The organism is Streptomyces sp. NPDC039462, assembly GCF_055639375.1.
On record NZ_JBVKAO010000008.1, the window covers coordinates 46,055 to 68,029 of the forward strand.

Sequence of the window (21,975 nt, forward strand, 5' to 3'; positions counted from 1 at the left end):
GTCACTGTGCCGGTCACTTCCCCGAGCCGAAGCCGAATCCGGAACCCGCTCCCTCGACCTTGGCGCGCAGCCGCTTGCCCTTCTCCGTCGCCTGGTCGTTCAGCTCCTGCTGGAACTCCCGCATGCGGGCGAGGAGTTCGGGGTCGTGCGCCGCCAGGATGCGGGCCGCGAGCAGGCCCGCGTTGCGCGCGCCGCCGACCGAGACCGTCGCCACGGGGACGCCCGCGGGCATCTGCACGATGGACAGGAGGCTGTCCATGCCGTCCAGGTACTTCAGGGGGACGGGCACGCCGATGACCGGCAGCGGGGTCACCGAGGCGAGCATGCCGGGCAGGTGCGCGGCGCCGCCCGCGCCCGCGATGACCGCCTTGAGGCCGCGGTCCGCGGCCTGCTCGCCGTACGCGATCATCTCGTGCGGCATGCGGTGCGCGGAGACGACGTCGACCTCGAAGGGGATCTCGAACTCGTCGAGGGCCTTGGCGGCGCCCTCCATGACGGGCCAGTCGGAGTCCGAGCCCATGACGATGCCTACAACAGGTGCGGTCATTCGGTGATCGTTCCTCTGAGGTAGCCGGCTGCGTGGCGGGCGCGGTCGAGGACCTCGTCCAGATCGTCGCCGTAGGTGTTCACGTGGCCGACCTTGCGGCCGGGCTTCACGTCCTTGCCGTACATGTGGATCTTGAGCTGCGGGTCGCGGGCCATGCAGTGCAGGTACGCGGCGTACATGTCGGGGTAGTCCCCGCCGAGGACGTTGGCCATCACGGTCCACTTGGCGCGCGGGCGCGGGTCGCCGAGCGGCAGGTCGAGGACCGCGCGGACGTGGTTGGCGAACTGCGAGGTGATCGCGCCGTCCTGCGTCCAGTGGCCGGAGTTGTGCGGGCGCATCGCCAGTTCGTTGACGAGGATGCGGCCGTCGGGCGTCTCGAAGAGCTCCACCGCGAGGTGGCCGACGACGCCGAGTTCCTTGGCGATGCGCAGCGCCAGTTCCTGGGCCTCGCCCGCCAGGGCCTCGCTCAGGCCGGGGGCCGGGGCGATGACCGTGTCGCAGACGCCGTCGACCTGCTGGGACTCGACGACGGGGTAGGCGACGGCCTGGCCGTGCGGCGATCGGACGACGTTCGCCGCCAGTTCGCGCACGAAGTCGACCTTCTCCTCCGCGAGCACCGGGACACCGGCCCGGAAGGGGTCTTCGGCGTCCTCGACGGAACGTACGAACCACACCCCCTTTCCGTCATAGCCGCCCCGCACCGTCTTCAGGATGACCGGAAACCCGTCGCCCTCGGCCGCGAAGGCGGCCACGTCGGCCGGGTCCCTCACGATCCGGTGGCGCGGGCACGGCACGCCGATCTCCGTGAGCTTCTCGCGCATCACGCCCTTGTCCTGGGCGTGCACCAACGCGTCGGGCCCCGGGCGCACGGGGATGCCGTCCGCCTCCAGGGCCCGGAGATGCTCGGTGGGTACGTGTTCGTGATCGAAAGTGATCACATCGCAGCCCCGCGCGAAGTCACGCAGCGTGTCGAGGTCGCGATAGTCGCCGATCACGACTTCGCCGACGACCTGCGCCGCGGAATCCTGCGGGGTGTCACTGAGGAGCTTGAATTTCAGGCCGAGGGGGATGCCCGCCTCGTGGGTCATGCGGGCGAGCTGACCGCCGCCGACCATGCCGACTACCGGGAACGTCACGCCCCCAGGGTATCGGCCGGTATCGGCCACCCCGCAACGGCCGGAACCAGCACCTCACGGTGCCTGTCGTCACAGGGCGGGCACAGTGTCCGGGCGCCCGCGCGCGCCGGGCAGGCCCGCTGGTTAGCATGGCTTGGTCGACACGACCGAATCACCAATCCGTCGGCACGTACACGACCGGTACGAACGACCGGTACGGAATCGACGGGGGCTGGGGCGACACCATGACGGAACGGGGCGCACTGCGCGTGCGGCTGGACCAGGTCTGGCGTGAAGTCGCCAAGTTCGGGGCCGTGGGGACGGTCGGGACACTGGTGAACTTCGCTGTCTTCAACCTCGTGCGGCACGTCACCGACCTCCATGTGGTGCGCGCGAGCGTCGTCGCCACGATCGTCGCCATCGCCTTCAACTACGTGGGGTTCCGCTACTTCACGTACAGGGACCGTGACAAGACCCGCCGCACCAAGGAACTCTCGCTGTTCCTGCTGTTCAGCGCGGTCGGCCTGGTGATCGAGAACGGCGTGCTCTACGCCGCGACGTACTGGTTCGGCTGGGACGGCCGCCTCCAGGCCAACTTCTTCAAGTTCCTCGGCATGGGCATCGCGACGCTCTTCCGCTTCTGGTCCTACCGGACCTGGGTGTTCAAGGCTCTGCCCGTGGGCGAGCCCGTCGCCCATGCCGAATCGTTCCTGGAGACGCCGGGCGGCGGGCAGGCCGGCGAGCAGGCGGACGGGAAGCCCGCCAGGCCCGTGGCCCGCTAGCGAACCGTCCTGCCCTTCTCCTTCTCCCTGTCCTCCGCTTCGCCGTCCGTGTCCTTCGACGGCGGCGTACGCGACAGGAAGAGCCCGAAGACGGGCGGCTGCGTCTGCAGCATTTCGAGGCGGCCTCCGTCCGCCTCGGCCAGATCCCGCGCCACCGCGAGGCCGATTCCCGTCGAGTTGCGGCCGCTGATGGTCCGCTCGAAGATGCGGGCGCCGAGGTCGGCAGGGACGCCCGGGCCCTCGTCCGTGACCTCGATGACCGCCTGGTTGCCGGTGACGCGGGTGCGCAGCGCGACGGTGCCGCCGCCGTGCATCAGCGAGTTCTCGATCAGCGCGGCGAGCACCTGGGCGACCGCGCCCGGCGTGCCCACCGCCTCCAGGTGCCGCTTGCCGGAGCTGACGATGGCGCGGCCCGCGCTGCGGTAGGCCGGGCGCCACTCCTCCAGCTGCTGCTTGACGACCTCGTCCAGGTCGAAGGCGACGGCCGAACCGGTGCGCGGGTCACGGGAGTTGGTGAGCAGCCGCTCCACGACGTCGGTCAGCCGCTCGACCTGGGCCAGCGCGATCGTCGCCTCCTCCTTCACCGTGTCCAGCTCGTCGGTGACGGTGATCTCCTCCAGCCGCATGGACAGCGCGGTGAGCGGGGTGCGCAGCTGGTGCGAGGCGTCGGCGGCGAGCCGCCGCTCGGCGGTCAGCATGCGGCCGATGCGCTCGGCCGAGGAGTCCAGGACGTCGGCGACGCGGTCCAGCTCGGGCACCCCGTACCGCTTGTGGCGGGGCCTGGGGTCGCCCGAGCCGAGGCGCTCCGCGGTCTCGGCGAGGTCGGTGAGGGGGGATGCGAGGCGGTTGGCCTGGCGTACGGCGAGGAGCACGGCCGCGACGATGGCGAGGAGCGCCACGGCGGCGATGATCAGCAGGGTGCGGCCGACCTCACGGGTGACCGCCGCCTTCGGCTCCTGGACGGTGACCTTCTCGCGCTGCTCGCCGGGGCGGGTGGCGCTGATGACGTCGCCGGTGGGGCGGGTGCCGATCTCGATGGGCTTGCGGCCCGGGATCTCGATGCGTGCGTAACGGTCGGTGGCGACCTGGTCCCGCAGGATGGCGCCGGTGATCTTCTCCTCGCTGATCAGCCGGCTGTCGACGATGCTGGCGAGGCGGAGGGCCTCGGAGTCGACGCGTTCCTGGGCGCTGCTGCTGATGGTCCTCGTCTCTACGATGACGAGGCTCACCCCGAAGACCGCGATCACTACGAGGACGACGGCGAGAGTGCTGTTGATCAGGCGACGGCGCATGCACACAGTGTCGCGGATCGCCCCCACCCTTGACGGGGGCGCTGCCGCAGGCTCCCTATAAGGGGCGCGAGGAACTGCGCGCCCAGCCCGCAACAAGCCGCAGACGCGTCTGCCTCCGGCGGTGCAACGGCGGGTGCGGGTCGTTTTCGGTTGCTCGCGCCGTTCCCCGCGCCCCTGACGGGGCGCTGCCGCAGGTTCCCCAGGGGCGCGCAACGCGTCTGCCTCCGGCCGTGCAACGGCGGCTGCGGGTCGTTTTCGGTTGCTCGCGCCGTTCCCCGCGCCCCTGACGGGGCGCTACCGCAGGCTCCCCAGGGGCGCGGGGAACTGCGCGCTCAACCCACGAAAAGCCGCAGACGCGTCTGCCTCCGGCGGTGCAACGGCGGGTGCGGGTCGTTTTCGGTTGCTCGCGCAGTTCCCCGCGCCCCTTACGGGGCGCTGCCGCAGGCTCCCGGGCCCGGGGGGGGAGAGCGGGGCGCCGCCCCCGAAGGGGTGGCTGTCAGCTTTTTTCGAAGCGGAAACCCACGCCCCGTACCGTAGCGATATACCGAGGATTCGCCGCGTCGTCCCCGAGCTTCTTGCGCAGCCAGGAGATGTGCATGTCGAGGGTCTTCGTGGAAGACCACCACGTCGTGTCCCAGACCTCGCGCATCAGCTGGTCACGGGTGACGACCCGGCCCGCGTCGCGCACCAGGACCCGGAGGAGGTCGAACTCCTTGGCGGTGAGCTGGAGCTCCTCGTCGCCCATCCACGCCCGGTGCGACTCGACGTCGATGCGCACGCCGTGCGTGGCGGGCGCCTCCTTCGGCTCCGTGGCGCCGCGCCGCAGCAGGGCCCGGACCCGGGCGAGCAGCTCGGCGAGCCGGAAGGGCTTGGTCACGTAGTCGTCGGCGCCCGCGTCGAGCCCGACGACGGTGTCCACCTCGTCGGCGCGCGCGGTCAGGATGAGGATCGGCACCGTGAGCCCGTCGGCCCGCAGCCGGCGGGCCACCTCGAGCCCGTCCATCCCGGGCAGCCCCAGGTCGAGTACGACAAGATCCACACCGCCCTGCAGACCTGCGTCGAGAGCGGTCGGGCCGTCCTCGCGGACTTCGACCTCGTAACCCTCCCTGCGCAGGGCACGGGCCAGCGGCTCCGAGATGGACGCGTCGTCCTCGGCGAGCAGTACACGGGTCATGGGGTGATGGTAGTCCGCGGTGGACAACCCCCGGGAGGTGATCGCACAGTGGAGCGGTACGCCTGCGGCTATGGGACGCGATTCCGGTAAACACCTTTGATTGTGTGCTGTTGGTTGCGGCGAAACCTGTGATCCATCTCTCAAGTCCTTCCATATGCATCCCTGCCGTGTCGTATGGTGACCCAACGCCTCATGCACTACTCAAGGACCTTTGGCCCGCTGTGCGGCCTTAGGTCTCTTTTATGTGCGGGCCGGCTCTGCTGGTCTTGAAAGGAATGACCTGTGGTCGGGCCCTGCGCGCGAGGATGCGCCCAGGGTGTGGATCCCGGAGTCACCGCTCCTCACCTCCCCACGCGGGGGTGAGAACCTCCCCCGGGCGTGGGGCCGGGCGGTACGACGACGGTGCCGACCGCCCCCCACCGGGCGCGCTCACGCTCCTGCCGCGCGCGTCCCGAACCCACGAGGATCGACCCATGGCGTCCAGCCTGACGAAGGACTCCGCCAGCACCCCTGGCTCCGAGAAGACCTTCTTCGGCCACCCCCGCGGACTGGCCACTCTGTTCATGACCGAAATGTGGGAGCGGTTCTCCTACTACGGCATGCGCGCCCTGCTCGTGCTCTACCTGGTTTCCGGCGGCGCCGACGCGGCGACCGGCAGCCAGGGCGGCGGCCTTGCGTACACCGCGGCGGCCGCCACGGCCATCTACTCCGTCTACGTGGCCATGGTCTATCTCATGGCCATGCCCGGCGGCTGGATCGGCGACCGCATCTGGGGCGCCCGCAAGACCGTCGCCATCGCGAGCTGCGTGATCGTCGCCGGTCACGTCTGCCTGGCGCTGCCGAGCTCGGCGATGTTCTTCGTCGGCCTGGCCCTGGTCGCGGTCGGCTCGGGTCTGCTGAAGGCCAACATCTCGACGATGGTCGGCCAGCTCTACAGCGACCCGAAGGACCTCCGCCGCGACGGTGGCTTCACCATCTTCTACATGGGCATCAACCTCGGTGCCTTCGCCGCGCCCTTCGCCATCGGCATTCTCGGCGAGAAGGTCAACTGGCACCTGGGCTTCGGCCTGGCCGCGATCGGCATGGCGCTCGGCGCGATCCAGTTCATGGTCGGTTCCCGTCACCTCTCCGCGGAGAGCAGCCTGGTCCCGAACCCGCTGTCGGCCGAGGAGAAGCGCGGCGTCATCGTCAAGACGCTGGGTGCCGTCGCCGTCATCGCGGCGTTCTACCTCGTCGTGGCCTTCACCGACGTCTACCGTCTGACCCTGAACTGGGCGCTGCTCCCGATCACCGTCGCCGGTCTGCTGATCCCCGTCGCCGTGCTGGTCAAGATCAAGCGGGACAGGGAGCTCAACAACGAAGAGCAGACGAAGATGACGGCGTTCATCTGGTTCTTCGTGGCCGCCGCGATCTTCTGGATGATCTTCGACCAGGGCGCGTCGACGCTGTCGCTCTTCGGTGACTCCCACACCTCCCGGGACATCTTCGGCTGGGAGATGCCGAACACCCTGTTCCAGTCGCTGAACCCGGGCTTCATCATGCTGCTCGCCCCGGTCTTCGCGGCCCTGTGGATCAAGATGGCCCGCAGCAACCGCGAGCCCAGCACCATCGTGAAGTTCTCCTTCGCCCTGGTGATGGCCGGCGCCTCGTTCTTCGTGTTCCTCGTCCCGATGGGCATGGCCACCGGCGACACGAAGGTCACCATGTGGTGGCTGGTGCTGATCTTCCTGATGCACACGGTCGCCGAGCTGTGCCTGTCCCCGGTGGGCCTGTCGCTCACCACGAAGATGGCGCCCGCGAAGTACGCCTCCCAGATGATGGGTGTCTTCTTCCTCGCCGTCACCGCGGGTGACAGCGTGACCGGCATGCTCGCCATCGCCGGCGTCGACCTCAACGGCCGGGGCATGGTCGCCCTGGAGGCCGCGGCCGCGGTGGTCGCGGGCGTCTCGGTCTACATGGCCCGCAAGAAGGTCAGCGGGCTCATGGGCGACGTGCGCTGACCCGTACCCACCGCAACGGTTGACTCGCTCGAACTGAGGGCCGCCGCACCACCCGGTGCGGCGGCCCTTGGCGTTTCTCCGGTTCCGGGGGCGCGGGGCGGTGCAGCATCTGGGGCATGGCCATGCGTCGTACGTTGCTGACCCTCACCCTGTGCGGGGCGTTGCTCTCGTCCAGTGCCGCTGCCCAGGCGGCCCCCGAGCCGTCGCCGGGGCGGCTCTTCCACTACGGCGGCCATGCCCGCCAGAACATCACCGTGTACGGCGACAGGGGCCCCGCGCTGGTGATCGTGCACGGCGGCTACTGGTCGAAGGACACCGACTGGAGCGGCCGGGCGCGGTGGTTCGCGGCGCGCGGCTTCACCGTGTACGACACGGACTACCGCCTCACCTCCGATGCCGTCTGGCCCGCGCAGCGCGACGACGTGCACGCGGCGCTGCGCTGGGTGCAGGGATTTCACGGCGGGGCCCTGCCCCTCGTCCTCGGCTCCTCCGCAGGCGGGCACCTGGCGCTCCAGGCGGGGGCGTACGGGGCGGGGCGTGCGCGGGTACGGGGTGTCGTCGCGCTCTCCCCTGTCGCGTCGCCGTACCGCGCGTGGCTCGACGGCGCGAGGCGGGGGGCGTCCGCTGAGCGGCGGGCGCTGCGGAAGGCCGCGGAGCGGCTTGCGGGATGCGTTCCTACGTGGGCCGCGGGGCGGGGCTGTTCGGCCCGGTGGGTCGACCTGAACGTCGCCTCCCACGCGTCCGGCGCGGATGACGCGCCGCTGCTGCTGGTGCACTCGGCGGACGACTTCGTCCCGCCGGCGCACTCCGCGGAGCTTGCGGAGGCGCAGCGGGAGGCGGGGCTTTCTGATGTGACCGTCCGTACGGTGGGTGGCCCCGCGCACGGGGGCCCGCTCCTCCGGGACCCGGCCACGTCCCGCTCGGTCCTGCGCTGGCTCCGCGCCCACGCCTGACCCCTGACGGCGGCCCGCCGTCGCGTCTGCCTGCGGCGGCTTGCGGGCGGGTGCGGGTCTGTTGTGCCTGATCGCGCAGTTCCCCGCGCCCCTGAAAAGCCCGCAGACGCGTCTGCCTGCGGCGGCTTGCGGGCGGGTGCAGGTCTGTTGTGGCTGGGCGCGCAGTTCCCCGCGCCCCTGGGGCCGCCTGCGGTGGCATCGGGCTGGCCTGGGTTGCTCGGGGGCGCTGCTGCGGGCCACCTAAGGGGCGCGGGGAACTGCGCGACCAGCCACCTACGGCCCGCGGGGGACCGGTCAGCGCAGGGTTCGGCGGCGCCTGGGGAGGAAGGTGAAGACGGCTCCGCCGAGGAGGATCACTGTGCCGGCGATCAGGCCGAGCGCCCGCAACGCCCCGTTGTCCTCCGCACCCGTCTCCGCGAGACCGCCACCCGAGGACGACGAACCGCCCCCCGTGGCCGGGGAGCCGCCACCCGTGGACGGGGAGCCACCTGCCGTACCGCCGTCGGAACCGGACGTGCCGCCCGGCTGCGCCGCCGTGTCCAGTTCCAGGGAGACGTCACTCTTGACCGGCGTACACGTCGTCGTCGTGCCCAGTGCCTTGACCGTCAGGACACCCGGCGAGAGCGTCGACTTGCCGTCCGCGCCCGGCTTGTACGTGCCGGTGAGGTCGGGAATGGTCATCGGGTCGCCGGACTTGATGGGCTCCTTGTTGGTGGGGCCCTCCACATGCACCGTGCCCTTGTCCGCGCCGCCCAGCTCGACCTCCATCGACGGCTTCACCGAGTCCGCGGGGATGTCGGCCGGGCTGTCCATGACGGACTTCTTGAACTCGACGGTGAGGCCATAACTCCCGCCGTCCTTCTTGGCGTTGATCTGGACGGGCGAGGTGGCGTCCTTGTCGCCGATCGGCGTCTTGCACTTGTAGGGCGTCTGGACCTCCTTGCCGGGGAAGTCGGTCTGCCCGTCTCCCCCGCCACCAGAGGCACCACGAGAGGTATCCCCGGAGGCACCTCCGGCAGACGAGCCGCTCGACGAACCACTCGTACCGCCGGAACCTCCGCCCGAACTGCCCCCCGCCCCCGTCACCTTGATCGTCGCGCCCGCCTTCACCTGCTCCTTCGGCGTGCACTTCGTGTCGGTCGAGATCGGCTTGTTGACGTTGATGTTGTACGCGTCCGGGGTGAGCGTCACCTCCCCCGCCGCCGTCAGCTTCAGTCTGCCCTTCATGTCGGACAGGATCATGGGGCTGTTCTTCTTGATGGGCGGGTTCTTGCGCTCACCCGTCACCTTGAGGTCCCCGCTCTGGCCACCGGCCAGCTTGATCGTGCCGGTCGGCTGCACCGTGTTCTCGGCGAGGTCGAGTACGTCCGGGTTGCTGGACGCGGCCTGCGTCGTCTTCCACACGACGTCGACCTCGTCGCCGACCCTCGCCGTGGCCGGCGCGGTGATCTCCACCTTGGTCGTGCCCTGCACGGGCGGCAGGTTGGAGATCGGCGGAGGGATGCACTCCGTCTTGTAGGCGACTTCGGCGGCCTGCGCCGGGCCCGCGCCGAGCAGGATGCCCGCTCCGCCCAGCAGGAGCGCGACCGAGGCCGCACCCGCTCTCCGTCGTTGCGTGATCACGTGGTTCCCTTCGTCGGACTGTCGTCGGACGGTGCGGAGAGCCGGCCTGCGGGTGCGCCGGGGTCTGTGTCGGGGGTGAACCAGGGCAGGGAGGCGGTCGGCGACCCACCGGTGCCGTCCGGCGCGCCGGAGCCCGGTGCGCCGGATCCGCCCGCCGCCCCCGGTCCCCCCGCCGGTTTCGTACGAGGTGTGGGCGCCGCGTGCGACGCGCGCGGGCCACCCTGCGCCCGGGCCTTCCGCCGGTCCGCGTCGACCGCCCCTTGCGGGAGTCTCAACTGCGGCAGTCGGCGGGTGAGTTCGGCGAGCCGGCGCCCGGTCCTGTGCCGCCCGCCGCGCGAGACACGGCGCCGGTTCGGGCGGAGCCGGTCGACGATCGCCATGCCGATGCGGAAGACGGCCGCGGGCACCACGACGCCGAGCAGGATCCAGAAGAGGGTGACGCCCCAGGGGCGGCCCACGCCCCACGGCTGCTCGGCCAGGACCTTCCCGCCGAACTTCAGCGAGACCAGATAGTCGCCGTGCGACCCCGCCGACAGCTCCACCGGCAGCTTGATCTGCGCCTTCTTGCCGGGCGCGATGGTGCCGCGCCACTGCTGTTCCTCCCACTCCGGGGCGAACACGCCGTGGGAGGTGCCGACTTGGAAAACCGGCTCCTTGACGGGCGCGGAGCCGACGTTGCCGACGGTGAATTCGAGGGTGCGCTGCGGCGGGGCGCCGAACCAGGTCAGCACTCCGCTGGAACCCTCCAGGCGGGTGTCGGTCAGGACGGACAGCTTGCCGCCGCCCGCCTGCCGGGGCAGCGGCTTCACGGGGTGGCCCGCGACTTTCAGTACCGCGTCGACCTGCTGCTTCTCGCCGGTCACCGTGGAGACGTGGACGACGCAGGGGCAGGGCTCTGGCGGTTCGGCCACGGGGAGCTTCTTGTCGAAGGTGCCGTTCTTGTCGGTGGTGACGGCCCGGCCCTCGGAGTTGGCGCAGGAGTTGGTGCCGCCGATGACGCCCTTGCCGGGCGCGGACTGGCCGCAGACCAGCATCATCAGCAGGGCGTCCGGCCGCCACCCCTCTCCCTTGACGGTGACCGAGCCGCCTTTGCCCGCCTCGGAGGTGGAGAGCTTCACGGTGGGTTTGTCGGCGGCGGTGGTGGCGGCTGCGTTGGTCTGCGGCAGCAGTACGAAGGTGAGGAGGGCCAGTACGGCGAGTACGGCAGGTACCGCCCCGGAGGCCGGGCCGGGACTCTTCTTCCGGTTCACAGCTCGTCTCCCGTCCCCGCCCGAGCCAACTCCTTCTGCCCTTGCCCCTGTTGCTCTCTCTGTTCGACCACCGGGCCGAGCGGCTCCTCCTGACGCCGTCTCCGTATGCGTATACGTACGAGATATGTCGTCCCGGCCGCGGCGGCGAGCAGCAGGGCGCCGCCGCCCACCACCGCGCCCCAGGGCACGAAGCGGGCCGAGGCCGTCGCCGTGTCGCGGGCGCCGCCCGCCGCCGTGGCCGTGAGTTCGACGTCGACGGCGTCGAGGGCCGGCGGGTCCGGCCACGGCTCGGTCAGGGAGATCCGGCGGCCGGGCAGGAGCTCGACCGGCAGGGTGCGCGCGGGGCGGTCGACGAGCGTGCCGCGGACGCCCTCCGCGCGCACCGCGAGCTTCGGGGTCAGCACGGTGTTGCCGCGGTTGACCAGGTCGTACGTGATGCGCTCGCCGTCGGTGTCGACCTTGACGCGTTCGACGGTGAGCGCCGAGAGGGTGGGCCCGCCGACGCGCAGGTGCACGCGTACGCCCACCGTGCGGCCGCCGGCGCTCGCGACGATCACCCCCGGGTGGTCGCCGGGCACCGCGCCCGCGGGCACCGTCAGCGTGAACGGCACCTCGGCGCGGGTGCGCGGCGGGACCTTCACCTGCCGTTTCGCGAAGGTGATCCACGCGCCGGTCTTCCTCGGCCTCTCCTTGGCCGGGGTGACGGAGAACGCGCCGGATCCGGTGTTGCGGGCGTCCGCGCCCCGCAGGGAGATCGTGCGGGGCTTCGGGCCTGGGTTGGTGACGGACAGGGTGTCCTGGAGCACCGCGCCGGGGGCGCCCTCAGCGTAGAAGGAGGGCCGCCCGTCCTTCGCCGGACGCGTCCCGGCGCCCGCGGAGGGCGCGACGGACCAGTCCGCGGAGCCGCCGCCGTCCGCGTGCGCGGGGGCCGTGGCCGGTGCCGCAAGGACCAGGGCGGCCGCGCACAGCACGGCCCGTGCGGAGGACGTCATCGGCGGCTTGCGCAGCATCGGCGGCTCCTGATCCTCTGGCCTGTTCCTCTTGCGCGTGGGGCGCGGTCCGGCTCCGGGGTTTCCGGGATCCCGCGCGCTACCGCGAGCGCGCCGCCTGGTTCCTGCGGGTCAGCCAGAGCGCGCCCGCCGCGCCCGCGAGCAGGACGGTGCCGCCGAGGGTGCCGAGGGCGACGGCGGAGTCGGCGGGGCCGGTCTGCGGGAGTTCCGCGCCGCCGGACGCGGCGCTGTCGGAGCCGCCGGTCGCGTCGGACGTGCCGCCCGAGGCGCTGCCGGTGCCGGACCCGCTGTCGGAGCCTCCGGAGCCGCCGCCCGAGCCCTTGACGTCCAGTTCCAGGGAGGGCTTGGGGTTGTTGGACGGGGTGCACGTCGTGGTCGTACCGAGCGCCTTGATCGTGAGGACGCCGGCCGTGAAGGTGACCTTGCCGCTCTTCTTGGGCGTGTACGTGCCCGACAGGTCGCTGATCTTGATGGGGGTGTTGGCGGGGATCGCCTCGGAGTTCGGGGCGCCGGAGACGGGGACGGTACCGCTGTCGGCGCCGCCCACCTTGATCACGGCGCTCGGCTTCATCGCGCCCTTGCCGAGCTCGACGGGGCTGGAGGAGACGCCCTTCTGGAAGGACATGGTGAGTTTGTAGCCACTGCCGCTCTTGACGCTCTTGATGTCGATCGGCGAGACGGCACCCTTGTTCCCGATGGGCGTCTTGCACTGGTAGTTGACGTCCTGGACGGTGGCCTGCGCGGCGGGGGCGGCCAGCAGCACCGCTGAGCCGCCGGCCAGGACGGTGGCGAGCGCGAGCGCGGCCGGTTTTTTCGTGTGCGACACCTCGTTTGTCCCCTCATGCCGGTCGTGGCGTGCCGCGGTGCGGAGTTGCTCGTGTTACTGACGGCACATCAGATTGGGCGCTCAAGGTACGCCCGGGACCTTGCCGAGGGAAGACAAAGGACGCGCCGGATCCGTGCTGATCCGACGCGCATACGAACCGCGGGTAACAGCCGCGAGGCCCCAGCTGGGCGCGGGCAGGCGACCGCCCCCTGCCGTGCGAACAGCCGGGCGGGCCGGCCAGGCAGCCCGACGGGCAGAGAGCCCGGCGGGCGGGCAGCCAGGCGGGCGGGCAGCCCGGCGGGGCAGCCAGACAATCAGCGGGCCTACGAGCAACCAAGCGCCGCAGACACCAGACGGGCGCATGGGCGCCGGACGGGAACCGGGCGAGCGCCCCTGGCACCGGACGGGACCAAGCCAGGCAGTAGGAACCGGGCGGGCGGCGACGCGCACCAGGCGGGCGGCGCCGGGCGGCGGGAAGCGATGGCGCGGCGGGACAGAGTGGACCGCGGCGCGCGCCAAGCGGGCGGCACCGGTCGGCGGGGGCCGAGGGGGCGGCGGCGGGCCGCGGCGCGCGGCTATGTGGGCCCGCGCCGGGTGGCGGGGGCGAGAGGGTGGCGGCGCGTGCCATGCAGGCGGCGCCGGGGTGGCGGGAAAACCGAGAGGGTGGTGGTGGGCGCTAGGACGGGGCGCCCAGTTCTGCCCAGACTGTTTTGCCCGTGCCTCCGGAGTTCCGGACCACGCCCCAGTCCAGGCAGAGCCGCTGGACGATGAACATGCCGTGTCCGCCGGGCCGCCCCGCACGGTGCGGCGTGCGCGGCGCGGGCTGTCCCGTGCCGCGGTCGGAGACCTCGATGCGCAGCACCTTCCCGTCACTGGAGAGCCAGAGCTCGTCGGGGCCCTCGGCGTGCAGGCAGGCGTTGGTGACCAGCTCGGAGACGACGAGGAGGACATCCTCGGCGGCGGCGCGCCGGTCGGCGCTCTCCGCGGGCAGCCAGCCCCACGCGTGGAGCGCCTCGCGCGTGTAGTCGCGCGCGAGGGGGACGATGCCGCTCGCCCCGTTCAGGCTCAGTCTGCGGACCTGCCGGGAGGGCGTCCCGGAGATCCGGTCCGCGGGAGCGTCCGCGACAGCGGCCTCGGAATCCGGGCCGCGGTCGCCCGGCGAGTAAGGCCGGGTGGTGCTCATCAGCGCTTCACCTCACCGACAAGAGGACTGAGGGCTCTGAACTCTGGACAAGTTGAGAACTCTGGGCGAGTAGGGGACATCGGCTGCTTGCCGTTCTGACTGTTGATTTTGCGGACCGCCGTCGGCGGATCCAGGTCTCTCCTGCCCGGACGAACCGTGAGAACACCCACTTGTTCGGCACGGTCCTGTGTGACGCTGGTAACGCCATGATCACGCAGAGGCAACTGACACGTGACTGTCGCGTGTGACCAGCGCTGATTCACGCGAACTCATTCGCCCAGAGCCGCTTCGAGCGTCTCGTGAAGCGTGAAGACCGCCTCGGCCCCAGTGATCTCGAAGACCCTGGCGACCACCGGCAGCATTCCCGCCAGATGCACGCCGCCGCCCGCCGCCTCGGCCTTGAGCCGGGCACCGAGCAGCACGTTGAGCCCGGTGGAATCACAGAACTCAAGGCGTGAGCAGTCGACGACCAGTCGTGCATAGCCGTCCGTGAGGCAGTTCTCGAGTGGCTCACGCAACACGTCGGCGGTGTGGTGATCCAACTCACCCGCCGGGGTCACGACGGCACTCGTGCCCACCTTCCGGACTTCGACCAGAAGTCGGCCCCTGTGTGCGCTGCCGACCGTCCCGCGGTCCATCGTCACTCTCTTCCGACCGTCGTGGCTGTTGATGACGCCCCTGAACATTACGCCCTCCTGGCGGTCCGGGGTACCCGAACATCCCCCCGAATTCGGACATTTAGCCACAGAACGCACTTGCGACCGGCACGCGGAAGCGGGTAGGGGTAGAAGAGACATCAATCGACACGGACGGCTTTGGAGGCGCCGCACACCGCAGTGCACGTATTGGCATCGGCAGCCATATGCCGAGAACGATGGAGGACACCATGTCACCCCGGCTCGACGAATCGCATACTGACCAGGCGACGTCGACACTCCCGCCGCACCACTCCGCCACCGAGATCCCGGGCCCCGCTCCCGAGTCCGTACCCGCGCAGCGCGGGTCCATACCCACTCAGGACGGACTCGAAGGCCTCGACGACCTCCCCGAGATCCCGCCGTTCGACGAGGTGGGGCCGCTGGACGCGAGGGCCCTGTCCAAGACCCTCTTCGAGCGCCTCGAATCGCTCGAGGAAGGGACGCACGAATACGCGTACGTCCGTAACACCCTGGTCGAACTGAATCTCGCCCTGGTGAAGTTCGCCGCCTCCCGGTTCCGCTCCCGCAGCGAGCCCATGGAGGACATCATCCAGGTCGGCACGATCGGCCTCATCAAGGCCATCGACCGCTTCGAGCTCAGCCGCGGCGTCGAGTTCCCCACCTTCGCCATGCCGACGATCGTCGGCGAGATCAAGCGCTTCTTCCGCGACACCAGCTGGTCGGTGCGGGTCCCGCGCCGCCTGCAGGAGCTCCGACTGGACCTCGCCAAGGCGGGCGACGAACTCGCCCAGCAGTTTGATCGCGCCCCCACGGTGGGCGAGCTCGCCGAGCGCCTGGGCATCTCGAACGACGAGGTCGTCGAAGGCATGGCCGCCTCCAACGCCTACACCGCGAGCTCCCTGGACGCGCAGCCCGAGGAGGACGACTCCGAAGGCGCCCTCGCGGACCGCATCGGCTACGAGGACCACGGTCTCGAGGGCATCGAGTACGTCGAGTCGCTGAAGCCGCTGATCGCCGAGCTGCCGCCGCGCGACCGCAAGATCCTCTCCCTCCGCTTCGTCGCCAACATGACGCAGTCGGAGATCGGCGAGGAGCTCGGCATCTCGCAGATGCACGTGTCGCGCCTGTTGTCGCGAACTCTCGTCAAGCTCCGCAAGGGGCTGACGGTCGAGGAGTGACCGCCGCAGCCGCGCCCCGCGTGAACGGCCCTGTGGGGCCCGTCCCTTGAAGAGGGACGGGCCCCACTGCCGTTCCAGTCACGCGCGCGCGTCCGGTCACGCGCGCGTGTCCAACGCGGCGGCGACCGCGGCCTCCGCGTGCAGCCGGGTGGTGGGAAACACCGGCACCGGACTGTGCTCGTCCTTGATGAGCAACTCGATCTCCGTGCAGCCGAGGATCACGCCCTCGGCTCCCTCGCGCACGAGGCCCGCGATGACCTCCTGGTAGGCGGCCCGGGACTCCTCCCGTACGACGCCGAGGCACAGCTCCTCGTAGATCACGCGGTGCACGACGGCCCGCCCCGCCGCGTCCGGCACGAGCACGTCCAGCCCATGACTCGCCAACCGCTCCCGGTAGAAGTCCTGTTCCATGGTGAACGCGGTCCCGAGCAGCCCCACGCGGCGCACCCCCGCACGCAGAACGGCCTCGGCGGTGGCGTCCCCGAGGTGCAGGAGCGGCACGGAGAGCGCGTCCCGCACCTGGTCGGCGACCTTGTGCATGGTGTTGGTGCAGATGAGGACGAGGTCGGCCCCGGCGGCCTCGACTCCCTTGCCGGCGGTGGCGAGCACGTCCCCCGCCCGCTCCCACTCCCCCGCCACCTGCAGCCGCTCGATCTCCGCGAAGTCGACGGAGTACAGCACGCAACGCGCGGAGTACAGCCCCCCGAGCCGCTCCCGCACGAGCTCGTTGAGCAGCCGGTAGTACTCGGCACTGGATTCCCAGCTCATGCCGCCGATGAGCCCGATGGTCTTCATACGGCCAGGATGCCGCACGGCCGCCGTGAGCAAGGGCCTGCCGGTCCGGGGCTCAGTAGTCGCTGAGGTCCAGCACGTACCGGCAGTGCGGGTCGTCGGACGTGCGCGAGATCCGCCACTCCTCGTCGAGCAGTGCGGGCAGCGTGGCCAGGAGGGCGGTCAGCGCGCCGCCGGGGCGTACGTCGGCGGCGACCACGCCGGGAACCCTGTCGCTGTCCAAGTAGAGGCGCAGCAGGCCTTCTTCGGTGAACAGGAATCCGCGCAGACCTGTCCCCGGCCAGTCCCCCGCCGGGTAGGCGAGACACCGCAGAAGGGTGGAGGCCCAGTCGTCCGTGGTGAACGGTGCCTCCTCCACCTGTGCCGGGTCGACCAGGTACAGATCCATGCCCATGACCGAAGTGGCTCTGCTTGAGGAGTAGATGTGCGTCCCGGTGTGGACCGCGCGCAGCAGGGCGACGACGTCGTGCGAAGTGCGGAGTTCGTCGCCCGCCCCGAGGGGGATCTCGTACGCCGTCAGCCGGGAGGGTGCGCACTCGTTTCTGTCGCCGAGGGCGGCTCGGACGGCCAGGGCGCCCGAGGGGGCGGGCAGGACGCCCCGTACGTGCTGGTCCTCCAGCAGGGGCGCGTAGACGAAGTTCAGCAGGAGGCCGGCCACTTCCCTCTGCAGCTCTGCGATTTCGAGGTCGTCGTCACTCACCGGGTCGGTCATCCGTCCATTGTGGGCACTTCCCTGCTCCCCGCCGGCCGCGTCCGCCGTTCACCCCTTTGGTCGAGTTGATCCGGTTTTCGAACACGCCCTACGCTTTTCGGTGCGAGAGGCAACGGCTGTCGCCGGATGGGGACGTTGCGCGGGCGGGGGCGGGGGCGGTCGTGAGCGTGGGGTCGGGGGAGGACCGAGGCGGGCAGGGGCTCCTCGGGCGAGGGGAGTTTCTGCGGGCGCTGCGTGCCGAGTTGGAGCGGGCCCGTGGGGGGCGTGGCGGGCTGTTGTTGGTCACCGGTGAGGCGGGGATCGGCAAGACGGCTCTCACCGGTTGCGCGGTGCACGAGGCGCGGCGCGCGGGCATGGCCGTGCTGCGCGGGTCGTGCTGGGGCGCCGACGGCACGCCGGGGTACTGGCCCTGGACGCAGGTCATACGCGGTCTGCGCAGGTCCCTGCGGGCCGAGGCGTGGGAGGCGGCGTCGGAGGCTGCCGGTGTGGTGTGGCAGGTGCTGCTTGACGGCGGGGGCGGCGGGGCGGAGGAGTCGGGCCGGTTCGAGCTGTTCGACGCGGTCACGACCATGCTGGTCACCGCGGCGCAGCACCAGCCCGTCCTGGTGGTCCTTGAGGACGTGCACTGGGCCGACCCGGCGTCGGTCGCCCTCCTGGAGTTCGCGGCCCAGCACGTGTCGCTGGAGCGGGTGTTGATCGTGGCCACGTGCAGGCTCGTGGAGGTCGAGCGGCCTGACCACTCCCTGCGCGACCGGCTCCGGTCACTGACCGGCCGGGCGACGACGCTCACACTCACGGGGCTCGGCGCCGACGACGTCGCCGAACTGATGCACCGTACGGCGGGCAGCGCACCGGACGGCAAGCTCGTCGCCGACGTGCTGCACCGGACGGGCGGCAACCCCTTCTTCGTACAGGAGACGGCGCGCCTGTGGGCCGGCGGTCACGAGGTGAGCGGGATGTCTCCGGGCCTGCACGCCTCCCTCCGGCAGCGGCTGCACCTGCTGGACGGTGCCGTCGCCGACTGCTTGGGGGCCGCGTCCGTGCTGGGGCGGCGGTTCCGCACCGACACGCTGGCGAGCGTCATGGGCACCTCGCCCGAAGAGGTGCGCCGGTGGCTGGATCAGGCGGCGGACGCGCGGCTCGTGGCGTACGAGTCCTCCAGGGAGGGGTCCGCCCAGAGCGTGCTCTTCGAGCACGACCTCGTGCGCGAGACCCTGTACGGCGGCCTGGACACCCGGCGCGTACGCCGACTGCACGCGGCCGCCGTCCGTGCGCTGCGGAGCACCACGGACGAGCAGGACGTGACCCTCCCGGTGGAGCTGGCCCGCCACGCCCATCTCGCCTTCGAGGAGCTGGACCGCGACGAGGCCGTGGACCTCCTGCTGTCCGCCGCGCGGCACGCGGAGAACCGCATGGCGCACGAGGAAGCGGCCGGGCACTACGAACGCGCCCTCGACCGCCTCGGGGACACGGCCCCCGCACGCCGGGTCCTCCTCGGCCTCCACTTCGGGACGGCGCTCCAGATGCTCGGCGAGCACGAGCGGTCCTGGCGCGTGTACGCCGACGCCGCCACCCTGGCGCGGGGCCTGGCCGATCCCCTGCTGATGGGGTGGACGGCGCTGACTCTGTACGGCTCCGACGGCCGTGGCGACACCGCGCTGCTGAAGCCGCGCGCCCTGCGGTGGGCCCACGAACAACAGCGCGCCGCCGCCGGGGAACCGGCGACGGCGGGCGACGACGGCGGACCGACCCTGTCGCAGTCCTCCCTGGCCCGACACGTGGCGGCCGGCGTGATCGACGGGGCCCGCGCGGCGGGCGACGACGACACGTTGCACATCGGGCTCTGGGCACGGCTCCAGTCGGAGTGGGGTCCGCGGACGGTGGGCGACCGGCGGGCCCTGGCGGACGAGCTCGTCGCGGTGTCCCGGCGCCGTGGCGACCGGTGGACGGAGCACGTGGCGATGTCCATGCGCTGGGTCGCCGCACTGGAGGCGGGCGACCCGCGCTTCATGGCGGACTTCCACGCCATGGTGGCGCTGGGCGCCGCCGACGGCTCGGCCCGCCTGCGGCTGCACTCCGTGATCGACCACAGCATCGTCCACGCCCTGACCGGCAGGTTCGCCGAGGCGACCGAGCTCCTCGAAGCCTCGGAGTCGATGAGCACCCCGGGCGCCAACTACTACCACTACTTCGTCTCCCACCACCGCTGGAGCCTGCTCGTCCTGCGCGGCAGGTTCGCCGAGGCGCGGCAGCTCCTCGACACGCTGCGGGCCCAGCAGCATCCGTACGTCGACCTCGTCGAGGCCCTCGCCGAACTGGAAGCCGGCGAGTGCGGGGGCGTGCCCGTCCCCCGCCCCGGCGCGGGCGCCGGCGGCGACACGGTGCTCCACCGCAGCGTCACCCCGCTGTGGCTGCGCTACCAGGCGCAGGCGGCCGCCGCGTCGGGCGACCCGGCGTGGTGCGACAACGCCCACGCCGCGCTCGTCCCGTACACCGGGCAGTGGCTGGTCTCCCTCTTCGGGTGGGACATCAGCGGTCCGGCCACGCTCTGGCTGGGCATCCTCGACGCCGCGCGGCAGCGCTGGGACCCGGCCGTACGCCATCTCACCGAGGCGTGCCGGTCGGCCGACCGCTTGCACGCCCTGCCCTGGTCGCTGCGGTCCCGCCTCGAACTGGCGGCCGCGCTCGCGGCGCAGGGCGGCCACGACGAGCGGTACGTGGCCCGTCTGCTCGGCGAGGCGGAGTCACAGGCGCACGAGCTCGGCATGACGCATCTGCTCGCCCGCGTCGAGCACCTGGGCGGCGGTCATGCGGACGCCGGTCCTGCGGACGCCGGTCGTGCGGCAGATGCCGGTCATGCGGACGCCGGTCGTCCCGGCCCGGACGACACCCCCGCCGCGTACGAGTTCCGGCGCATCGGTGAGGTGTGGCGGCTGACGTACGAGGGCCGCACCGTCCACATGCCCGACGCGAAGGGGCTACGCGACCTGCACTGCCTGCTGAGCCTGCCCGGCCAGGACATCGCCGCCGTCCGGCTGCTGAACCCGGACGACGACACCGTCGCCACCGTGCACGGCATGGGGGCCGACGACGTGCTCGACGACGAGGCCCGCACCCGCTACCGACGTCATCTGGAGCGCCTGGAGGAGGAGATCGACCGGGCGGTCGGGCAGGGCGACGAGCAGCGTGCGGCCGCCTACGACCAGGAGCGCGCCGACCTCCTGGAGGAGCTCCGGCGCTACGCGGGCCTCGGAGGCCGCCCGCGCCGCCTGGGCGACTCGCGCGAGCGCGCCCGCAAGAACGTCACCGGCCGCATCCGTGACACCTTGCGCAAGCTGGACCAGCGGCACCCCGACCTCGCGGCCCACCTGCGCCGGGCCCTCTCCACCGGGACGATGTGCCGCTACACCCCCGACCGGGACCTCCGCTGGAAACTGTGACCGGCCGTCGCGGACACCACACGGGTGTCCGCGACGGCCGGATCTGCGAAGGCAGAATCACAGCGGCTGCCAGTCGAGCCAGGTGCTGCCGGGCTGGTGCTGCCAACGGTGATGGACGCCACCGGGGTTGTTGGCGAAGATCTCCAGCCGGCCGTCCCGATTGCGCAGGGCCCGGATGAAATAGCCCCCACCGCCGAAGTCCTGCCAGGTACGCCACGCCCCCGAAGCGTCCACCTGGTAGTTGTGCTGCAGGACGTCGTCGTTCATCGCGAACACCTCGATCCGCTCGTCGTGCGACTCCACCGCCGCGAGGCGCGCACTCACCGGACCGCCCAGCGGCTGCCACTCGTGCCAGTCACCGGCCGGCACGTTCTGCCAACGGTGATGCACCCCGTCCGAGTTGGTCGCGAAGACCTCCAACCGCCCGTCACGGTTCTTCGCCACCGCCAGATGCTCACCCCCCAGACCGAAGTCGACCCACTCCCGCCACGTCCCCGCCAGATCCGTCTGGCACGTGTGCCGGAAGATGTCGTCATTCATGGCGAACACCTCGATCCGCCCGTCCGACGCCGGAGCCGCCGCAAGACGCGCACCCGCCGGACCACCCAACGGCCGCCAGTCGTGCCACGTACCGCCCGGCGTGTTGTGCCAACGGTGATGCACACCCGTGGAGTTGGAGGCGAAGACTTCCAACCGGCCGTCGTGATTGCTCCCGACCGCCAGGTGGTCCCCTCCCCCGCCGAACGCGTACCAGTCGGCCCACTCCGCCGACACCTTCGCCTGATAGCGGTGCATGAACGTGTCACCGTTCATGGCGAACAGCTCCAGGCGCCCGTCCGGCGACGCCGCCAGCGCGACCGTCGCCGACGCCGGGCCGCCGAACGCCTGCCAGCCCGACCACGCGCCACCCGGCTCATGCTGATACGTGTGGTAGATCTGGTCGACCGCCGCGTGGAACACCTCCACACGACCGTCCGCCGACATCCCCACCGCGAGCCGCTGCCGCCGGTCAGGTTTTCCCGGACCGACCGCCTCCTTCGCCTCTTCGAGCAGCGCGCGGGCCTTGCCCTCGGCCTGGTCGTACCGGTCGGGGAACGCGGAACGCTGCACTCTCTGGGCCGTCTGCCCGGCCGTCAGGTTCGGGTGCTGCTGCTCGACGCGGATCGCCCGCGTGAAGAACTGCTCGGCGGCGTACGGCACGTGCATGATCTGTTGCGGTGTGCCCCAGCCCTGGCTCGGGCGCTGCTGAAAGACGCCCAGGGAGTCGCGGTCACCGCAGTCGAGGTTGTTCATGTGGGACTCGACCCAGCCGGCTTCGAAGCCGGCCAGCATCACTTTGTCGGAGACGCCGAGGTCGCGGCCGACGGTGTACACCGTCTTCGTGACGTCCAGGTCTCGGTCCGGGGGTACGCGGCAGGGTGCCATGGGAGTGTTCCTGT

18 protein-coding genes are annotated in these 21,975 nt (G+C 71.3%); 5 read left to right on the forward strand and 13 right to left on the reverse strand.

Annotated elements, in window-relative coordinates:
* Positions 1-13: 13 nt before the first annotated feature.
* The gene (purE, locus tag ACZ7LU_RS33460) at positions 14-547 is read right to left on the reverse strand and encodes a 5-(carboxyamino)imidazole ribonucleotide mutase (protein WP_398303628.1); all 534 of its coding nucleotides are present in this window, start codon (positions 545-547) and stop codon (positions 14-16) included.
* Positions 544-1,662 carry a 5-(carboxyamino)imidazole ribonucleotide synthase gene (locus ACZ7LU_RS33465; protein ID WP_398303783.1) on the reverse strand — a complete coding sequence of 373 codons (1,119 nt, stop codon included), beginning with the start codon at positions 1,660-1,662 and terminating at the stop codon, positions 544-546. The genes purE and ACZ7LU_RS33465 overlap by 4 nt, the downstream gene beginning before the upstream one ends.
* A gap of 245 nt (positions 1,663-1,907) precedes the next feature.
* On the opposite strand from ACZ7LU_RS33465, the gene ACZ7LU_RS33470 reads away from it, so the two are divergent.
* Positions 1,908-2,444, forward strand: a complete 537-nt coding sequence (locus tag ACZ7LU_RS33470; RefSeq protein ID WP_471919084.1) for a GtrA family protein — start codon at positions 1,908-1,910, stop codon at positions 2,442-2,444.
* Here ACZ7LU_RS33470 and ACZ7LU_RS33475 read toward each other — a convergent pair.
* Both ACZ7LU_RS33475 and ACZ7LU_RS33480 read right to left on the reverse strand, forming a co-directional pair.
* Positions 2,441-3,736 carry an ATP-binding protein gene (locus ACZ7LU_RS33475; RefSeq protein WP_398303626.1) on the reverse strand — a complete coding sequence of 432 codons (1,296 nt, stop codon included), beginning with the start codon at positions 3,734-3,736 and terminating at the stop codon, positions 2,441-2,443. The two genes, ACZ7LU_RS33470 and ACZ7LU_RS33475, sit on opposite strands and share 4 nt — an antisense overlap.
* A gap of 496 nt (positions 3,737-4,232) precedes the next feature.
* Positions 4,233-4,910 carry a response regulator transcription factor gene (locus ACZ7LU_RS33480; protein ID WP_055567988.1) on the reverse strand — a complete coding sequence of 226 codons (678 nt, stop codon included), beginning with the start codon at positions 4,908-4,910 and terminating at the stop codon, positions 4,233-4,235.
* A gap of 473 nt (positions 4,911-5,383) precedes the next feature.
* Here ACZ7LU_RS33480 and ACZ7LU_RS33485 point away from each other — a divergent pair, with 473 nt between their 5' ends.
* Entirely contained in the window at positions 5,384-6,910 is a 1,527-nt protein-coding gene (locus tag ACZ7LU_RS33485) for a peptide MFS transporter (RefSeq protein ID WP_398303623.1), read from the forward strand.
* Between the two features lie 116 nt (positions 6,911-7,026).
* Positions 7,027-7,863, forward strand: a complete 837-nt coding sequence (locus ACZ7LU_RS33490) for an alpha/beta hydrolase (RefSeq protein WP_471918876.1) — start codon at positions 7,027-7,029, stop codon at positions 7,861-7,863.
* Positions 7,864-8,157: 294 nt separating this feature from the next.
* On the opposite strand, the gene ACZ7LU_RS33495 is transcribed toward ACZ7LU_RS33490, so the two are convergent.
* From ACZ7LU_RS33495 to ACZ7LU_RS33520, 6 genes are all read right to left on the reverse strand, one after another.
* Positions 8,158-9,483: a hypothetical protein gene (locus tag ACZ7LU_RS33495; RefSeq protein WP_471919085.1), complete on the reverse strand. Its 1,326-nt coding sequence runs from the start codon at positions 9,481-9,483 to the stop codon at positions 8,158-8,160.
* Positions 9,483-10,736: a hypothetical protein gene (locus ACZ7LU_RS33500; protein ID WP_471918877.1), complete on the reverse strand. Its 1,254-nt coding sequence runs from the start codon at positions 10,734-10,736 to the stop codon at positions 9,483-9,485. The genes ACZ7LU_RS33495 and ACZ7LU_RS33500 overlap by 1 nt, the downstream gene beginning before the upstream one ends.
* The gene (locus ACZ7LU_RS33505; protein WP_471918878.1) at positions 10,733-11,746 is read right to left on the reverse strand and encodes a hypothetical protein; all 1,014 of its coding nucleotides are present in this window, start codon (positions 11,744-11,746) and stop codon (positions 10,733-10,735) included. Before ACZ7LU_RS33505 ends, ACZ7LU_RS33500 begins: the two co-directional genes overlap by 4 nt.
* 79 nt (positions 11,747-11,825) lie before the next feature.
* Positions 11,826-12,572: an LPXTG cell wall anchor domain-containing protein gene (locus ACZ7LU_RS33510; protein WP_471918879.1), complete on the reverse strand. Its 747-nt coding sequence runs from the start codon at positions 12,570-12,572 to the stop codon at positions 11,826-11,828.
* Between the two features lie 676 nt (positions 12,573-13,248).
* Entirely contained in the window at positions 13,249-13,755 is a 507-nt protein-coding gene (locus tag ACZ7LU_RS33515; protein WP_470974502.1) for an ATP-binding protein, read from the reverse strand.
* A 269-nt stretch (positions 13,756-14,024) separates the two neighbouring features.
* Entirely contained in the window at positions 14,025-14,393 is a 369-nt protein-coding gene (locus ACZ7LU_RS33520; protein WP_470975482.1) for an STAS domain-containing protein, read from the reverse strand.
* Between the two features lie 236 nt (positions 14,394-14,629).
* On the opposite strand from ACZ7LU_RS33520, the gene ACZ7LU_RS33525 reads away from it, so the two are divergent.
* Complete coding sequence (locus tag ACZ7LU_RS33525; RefSeq protein WP_471918880.1) at positions 14,630-15,592, forward strand: RNA polymerase sigma factor SigF; 963 nt, start codon at positions 14,630-14,632, stop codon at positions 15,590-15,592.
* Positions 15,593-15,688: 96 nt separating this feature from the next.
* Here ACZ7LU_RS33525 and ACZ7LU_RS33530 read toward each other — a convergent pair whose 3' ends face one another.
* The gene (locus ACZ7LU_RS33530) at positions 15,689-16,387 is read right to left on the reverse strand and encodes an aspartate/glutamate racemase family protein (RefSeq protein WP_471918881.1); all 699 of its coding nucleotides are present in this window, start codon (positions 16,385-16,387) and stop codon (positions 15,689-15,691) included.
* A 52-nt stretch (positions 16,388-16,439) separates the two neighbouring features.
* Positions 16,440-17,096 carry a hypothetical protein gene (locus ACZ7LU_RS33535; protein WP_471918882.1) on the reverse strand — a complete coding sequence of 219 codons (657 nt, stop codon included), beginning with the start codon at positions 17,094-17,096 and terminating at the stop codon, positions 16,440-16,442.
* A 161-nt stretch (positions 17,097-17,257) separates the two neighbouring features.
* Here ACZ7LU_RS33535 and ACZ7LU_RS33540 point away from each other — a divergent pair, with 161 nt between their 5' ends.
* Positions 17,258-20,536: an ATP-binding protein gene (locus ACZ7LU_RS33540; RefSeq protein WP_471918883.1), complete on the forward strand. Its 3,279-nt coding sequence runs from the start codon at positions 17,258-17,260 to the stop codon at positions 20,534-20,536.
* 57 nt (positions 20,537-20,593) lie between these two features.
* On the opposite strand, the gene ACZ7LU_RS33545 is transcribed toward ACZ7LU_RS33540, so the two are convergent.
* Entirely contained in the window at positions 20,594-21,961 is a 1,368-nt protein-coding gene (locus tag ACZ7LU_RS33545) for a PLL family lectin (protein ID WP_471918884.1), read from the reverse strand.
* Positions 21,962-21,975 lie beyond the last annotated feature (14 nt).

Excerpts from the sequence above, each read along its gene's own strand:
- ACZ7LU_RS33530 (WP_471918881.1), bottom strand. The coding sequence starts at position 16,387 with ATGAAGACCATCGGGCTCATCGGCGGCATGAGCTGGGAATCCAGTGCC.
- ACZ7LU_RS33515 (WP_470974502.1), bottom strand. The coding sequence starts at position 13,755 with ATGAGCACCACCCGGCCTTACTCGCCGGGCGACCGCGGCCCGGATTCC.
- ACZ7LU_RS33490 (WP_471918876.1), top strand. The coding sequence starts at position 7,027 with ATGGCCATGCGTCGTACGTTGCTGACCCTCACCCTGTGCGGGGCGTTG.
- ACZ7LU_RS33475 (WP_398303626.1), bottom strand. The coding sequence starts at position 3,736 with ATGCGCCGTCGCCTGATCAACAGCACTCTCGCCGTCGTCCTCGTAGTG.
- ACZ7LU_RS33520 (WP_470975482.1), bottom strand. The coding sequence starts at position 14,393 with ATGGACCGCGGGACGGTCGGCAGCGCACACAGGGGCCGACTTCTGGTC.
- purE (WP_398303628.1), bottom strand. The coding sequence starts at position 547 with ATGACCGCACCTGTTGTAGGCATCGTCATGGGCTCGGACTCCGACTGG.
- ACZ7LU_RS33545 (WP_471918884.1), bottom strand. The coding sequence starts at position 21,961 with ATGGCACCCTGCCGCGTACCCCCGGACCGAGACCTGGACGTCACGAAG.
- ACZ7LU_RS33470 (WP_471919084.1), top strand. The coding sequence starts at position 1,908 with ATGACGGAACGGGGCGCACTGCGCGTGCGGCTGGACCAGGTCTGGCGT.
- ACZ7LU_RS33485 (WP_398303623.1), top strand. The coding sequence starts at position 5,384 with ATGGCGTCCAGCCTGACGAAGGACTCCGCCAGCACCCCTGGCTCCGAG.
- ACZ7LU_RS33480 (WP_055567988.1), bottom strand. The coding sequence starts at position 4,910 with ATGACCCGTGTACTGCTCGCCGAGGACGACGCGTCCATCTCGGAGCCG.
- ACZ7LU_RS33535 (WP_471918882.1), bottom strand. The coding sequence starts at position 17,096 with ATGACCGACCCGGTGAGTGACGACGACCTCGAAATCGCAGAGCTGCAG.
- ACZ7LU_RS33505 (WP_471918878.1), bottom strand. The coding sequence starts at position 11,746 with ATGCTGCGCAAGCCGCCGATGACGTCCTCCGCACGGGCCGTGCTGTGC.
- ACZ7LU_RS33465 (WP_398303783.1), bottom strand. The coding sequence starts at position 1,662 with ATGGTCGGCGGCGGTCAGCTCGCCCGCATGACCCACGAGGCGGGCATC.
- ACZ7LU_RS33525 (WP_471918880.1), top strand. The coding sequence starts at position 14,630 with ATGGAGGACACCATGTCACCCCGGCTCGACGAATCGCATACTGACCAG.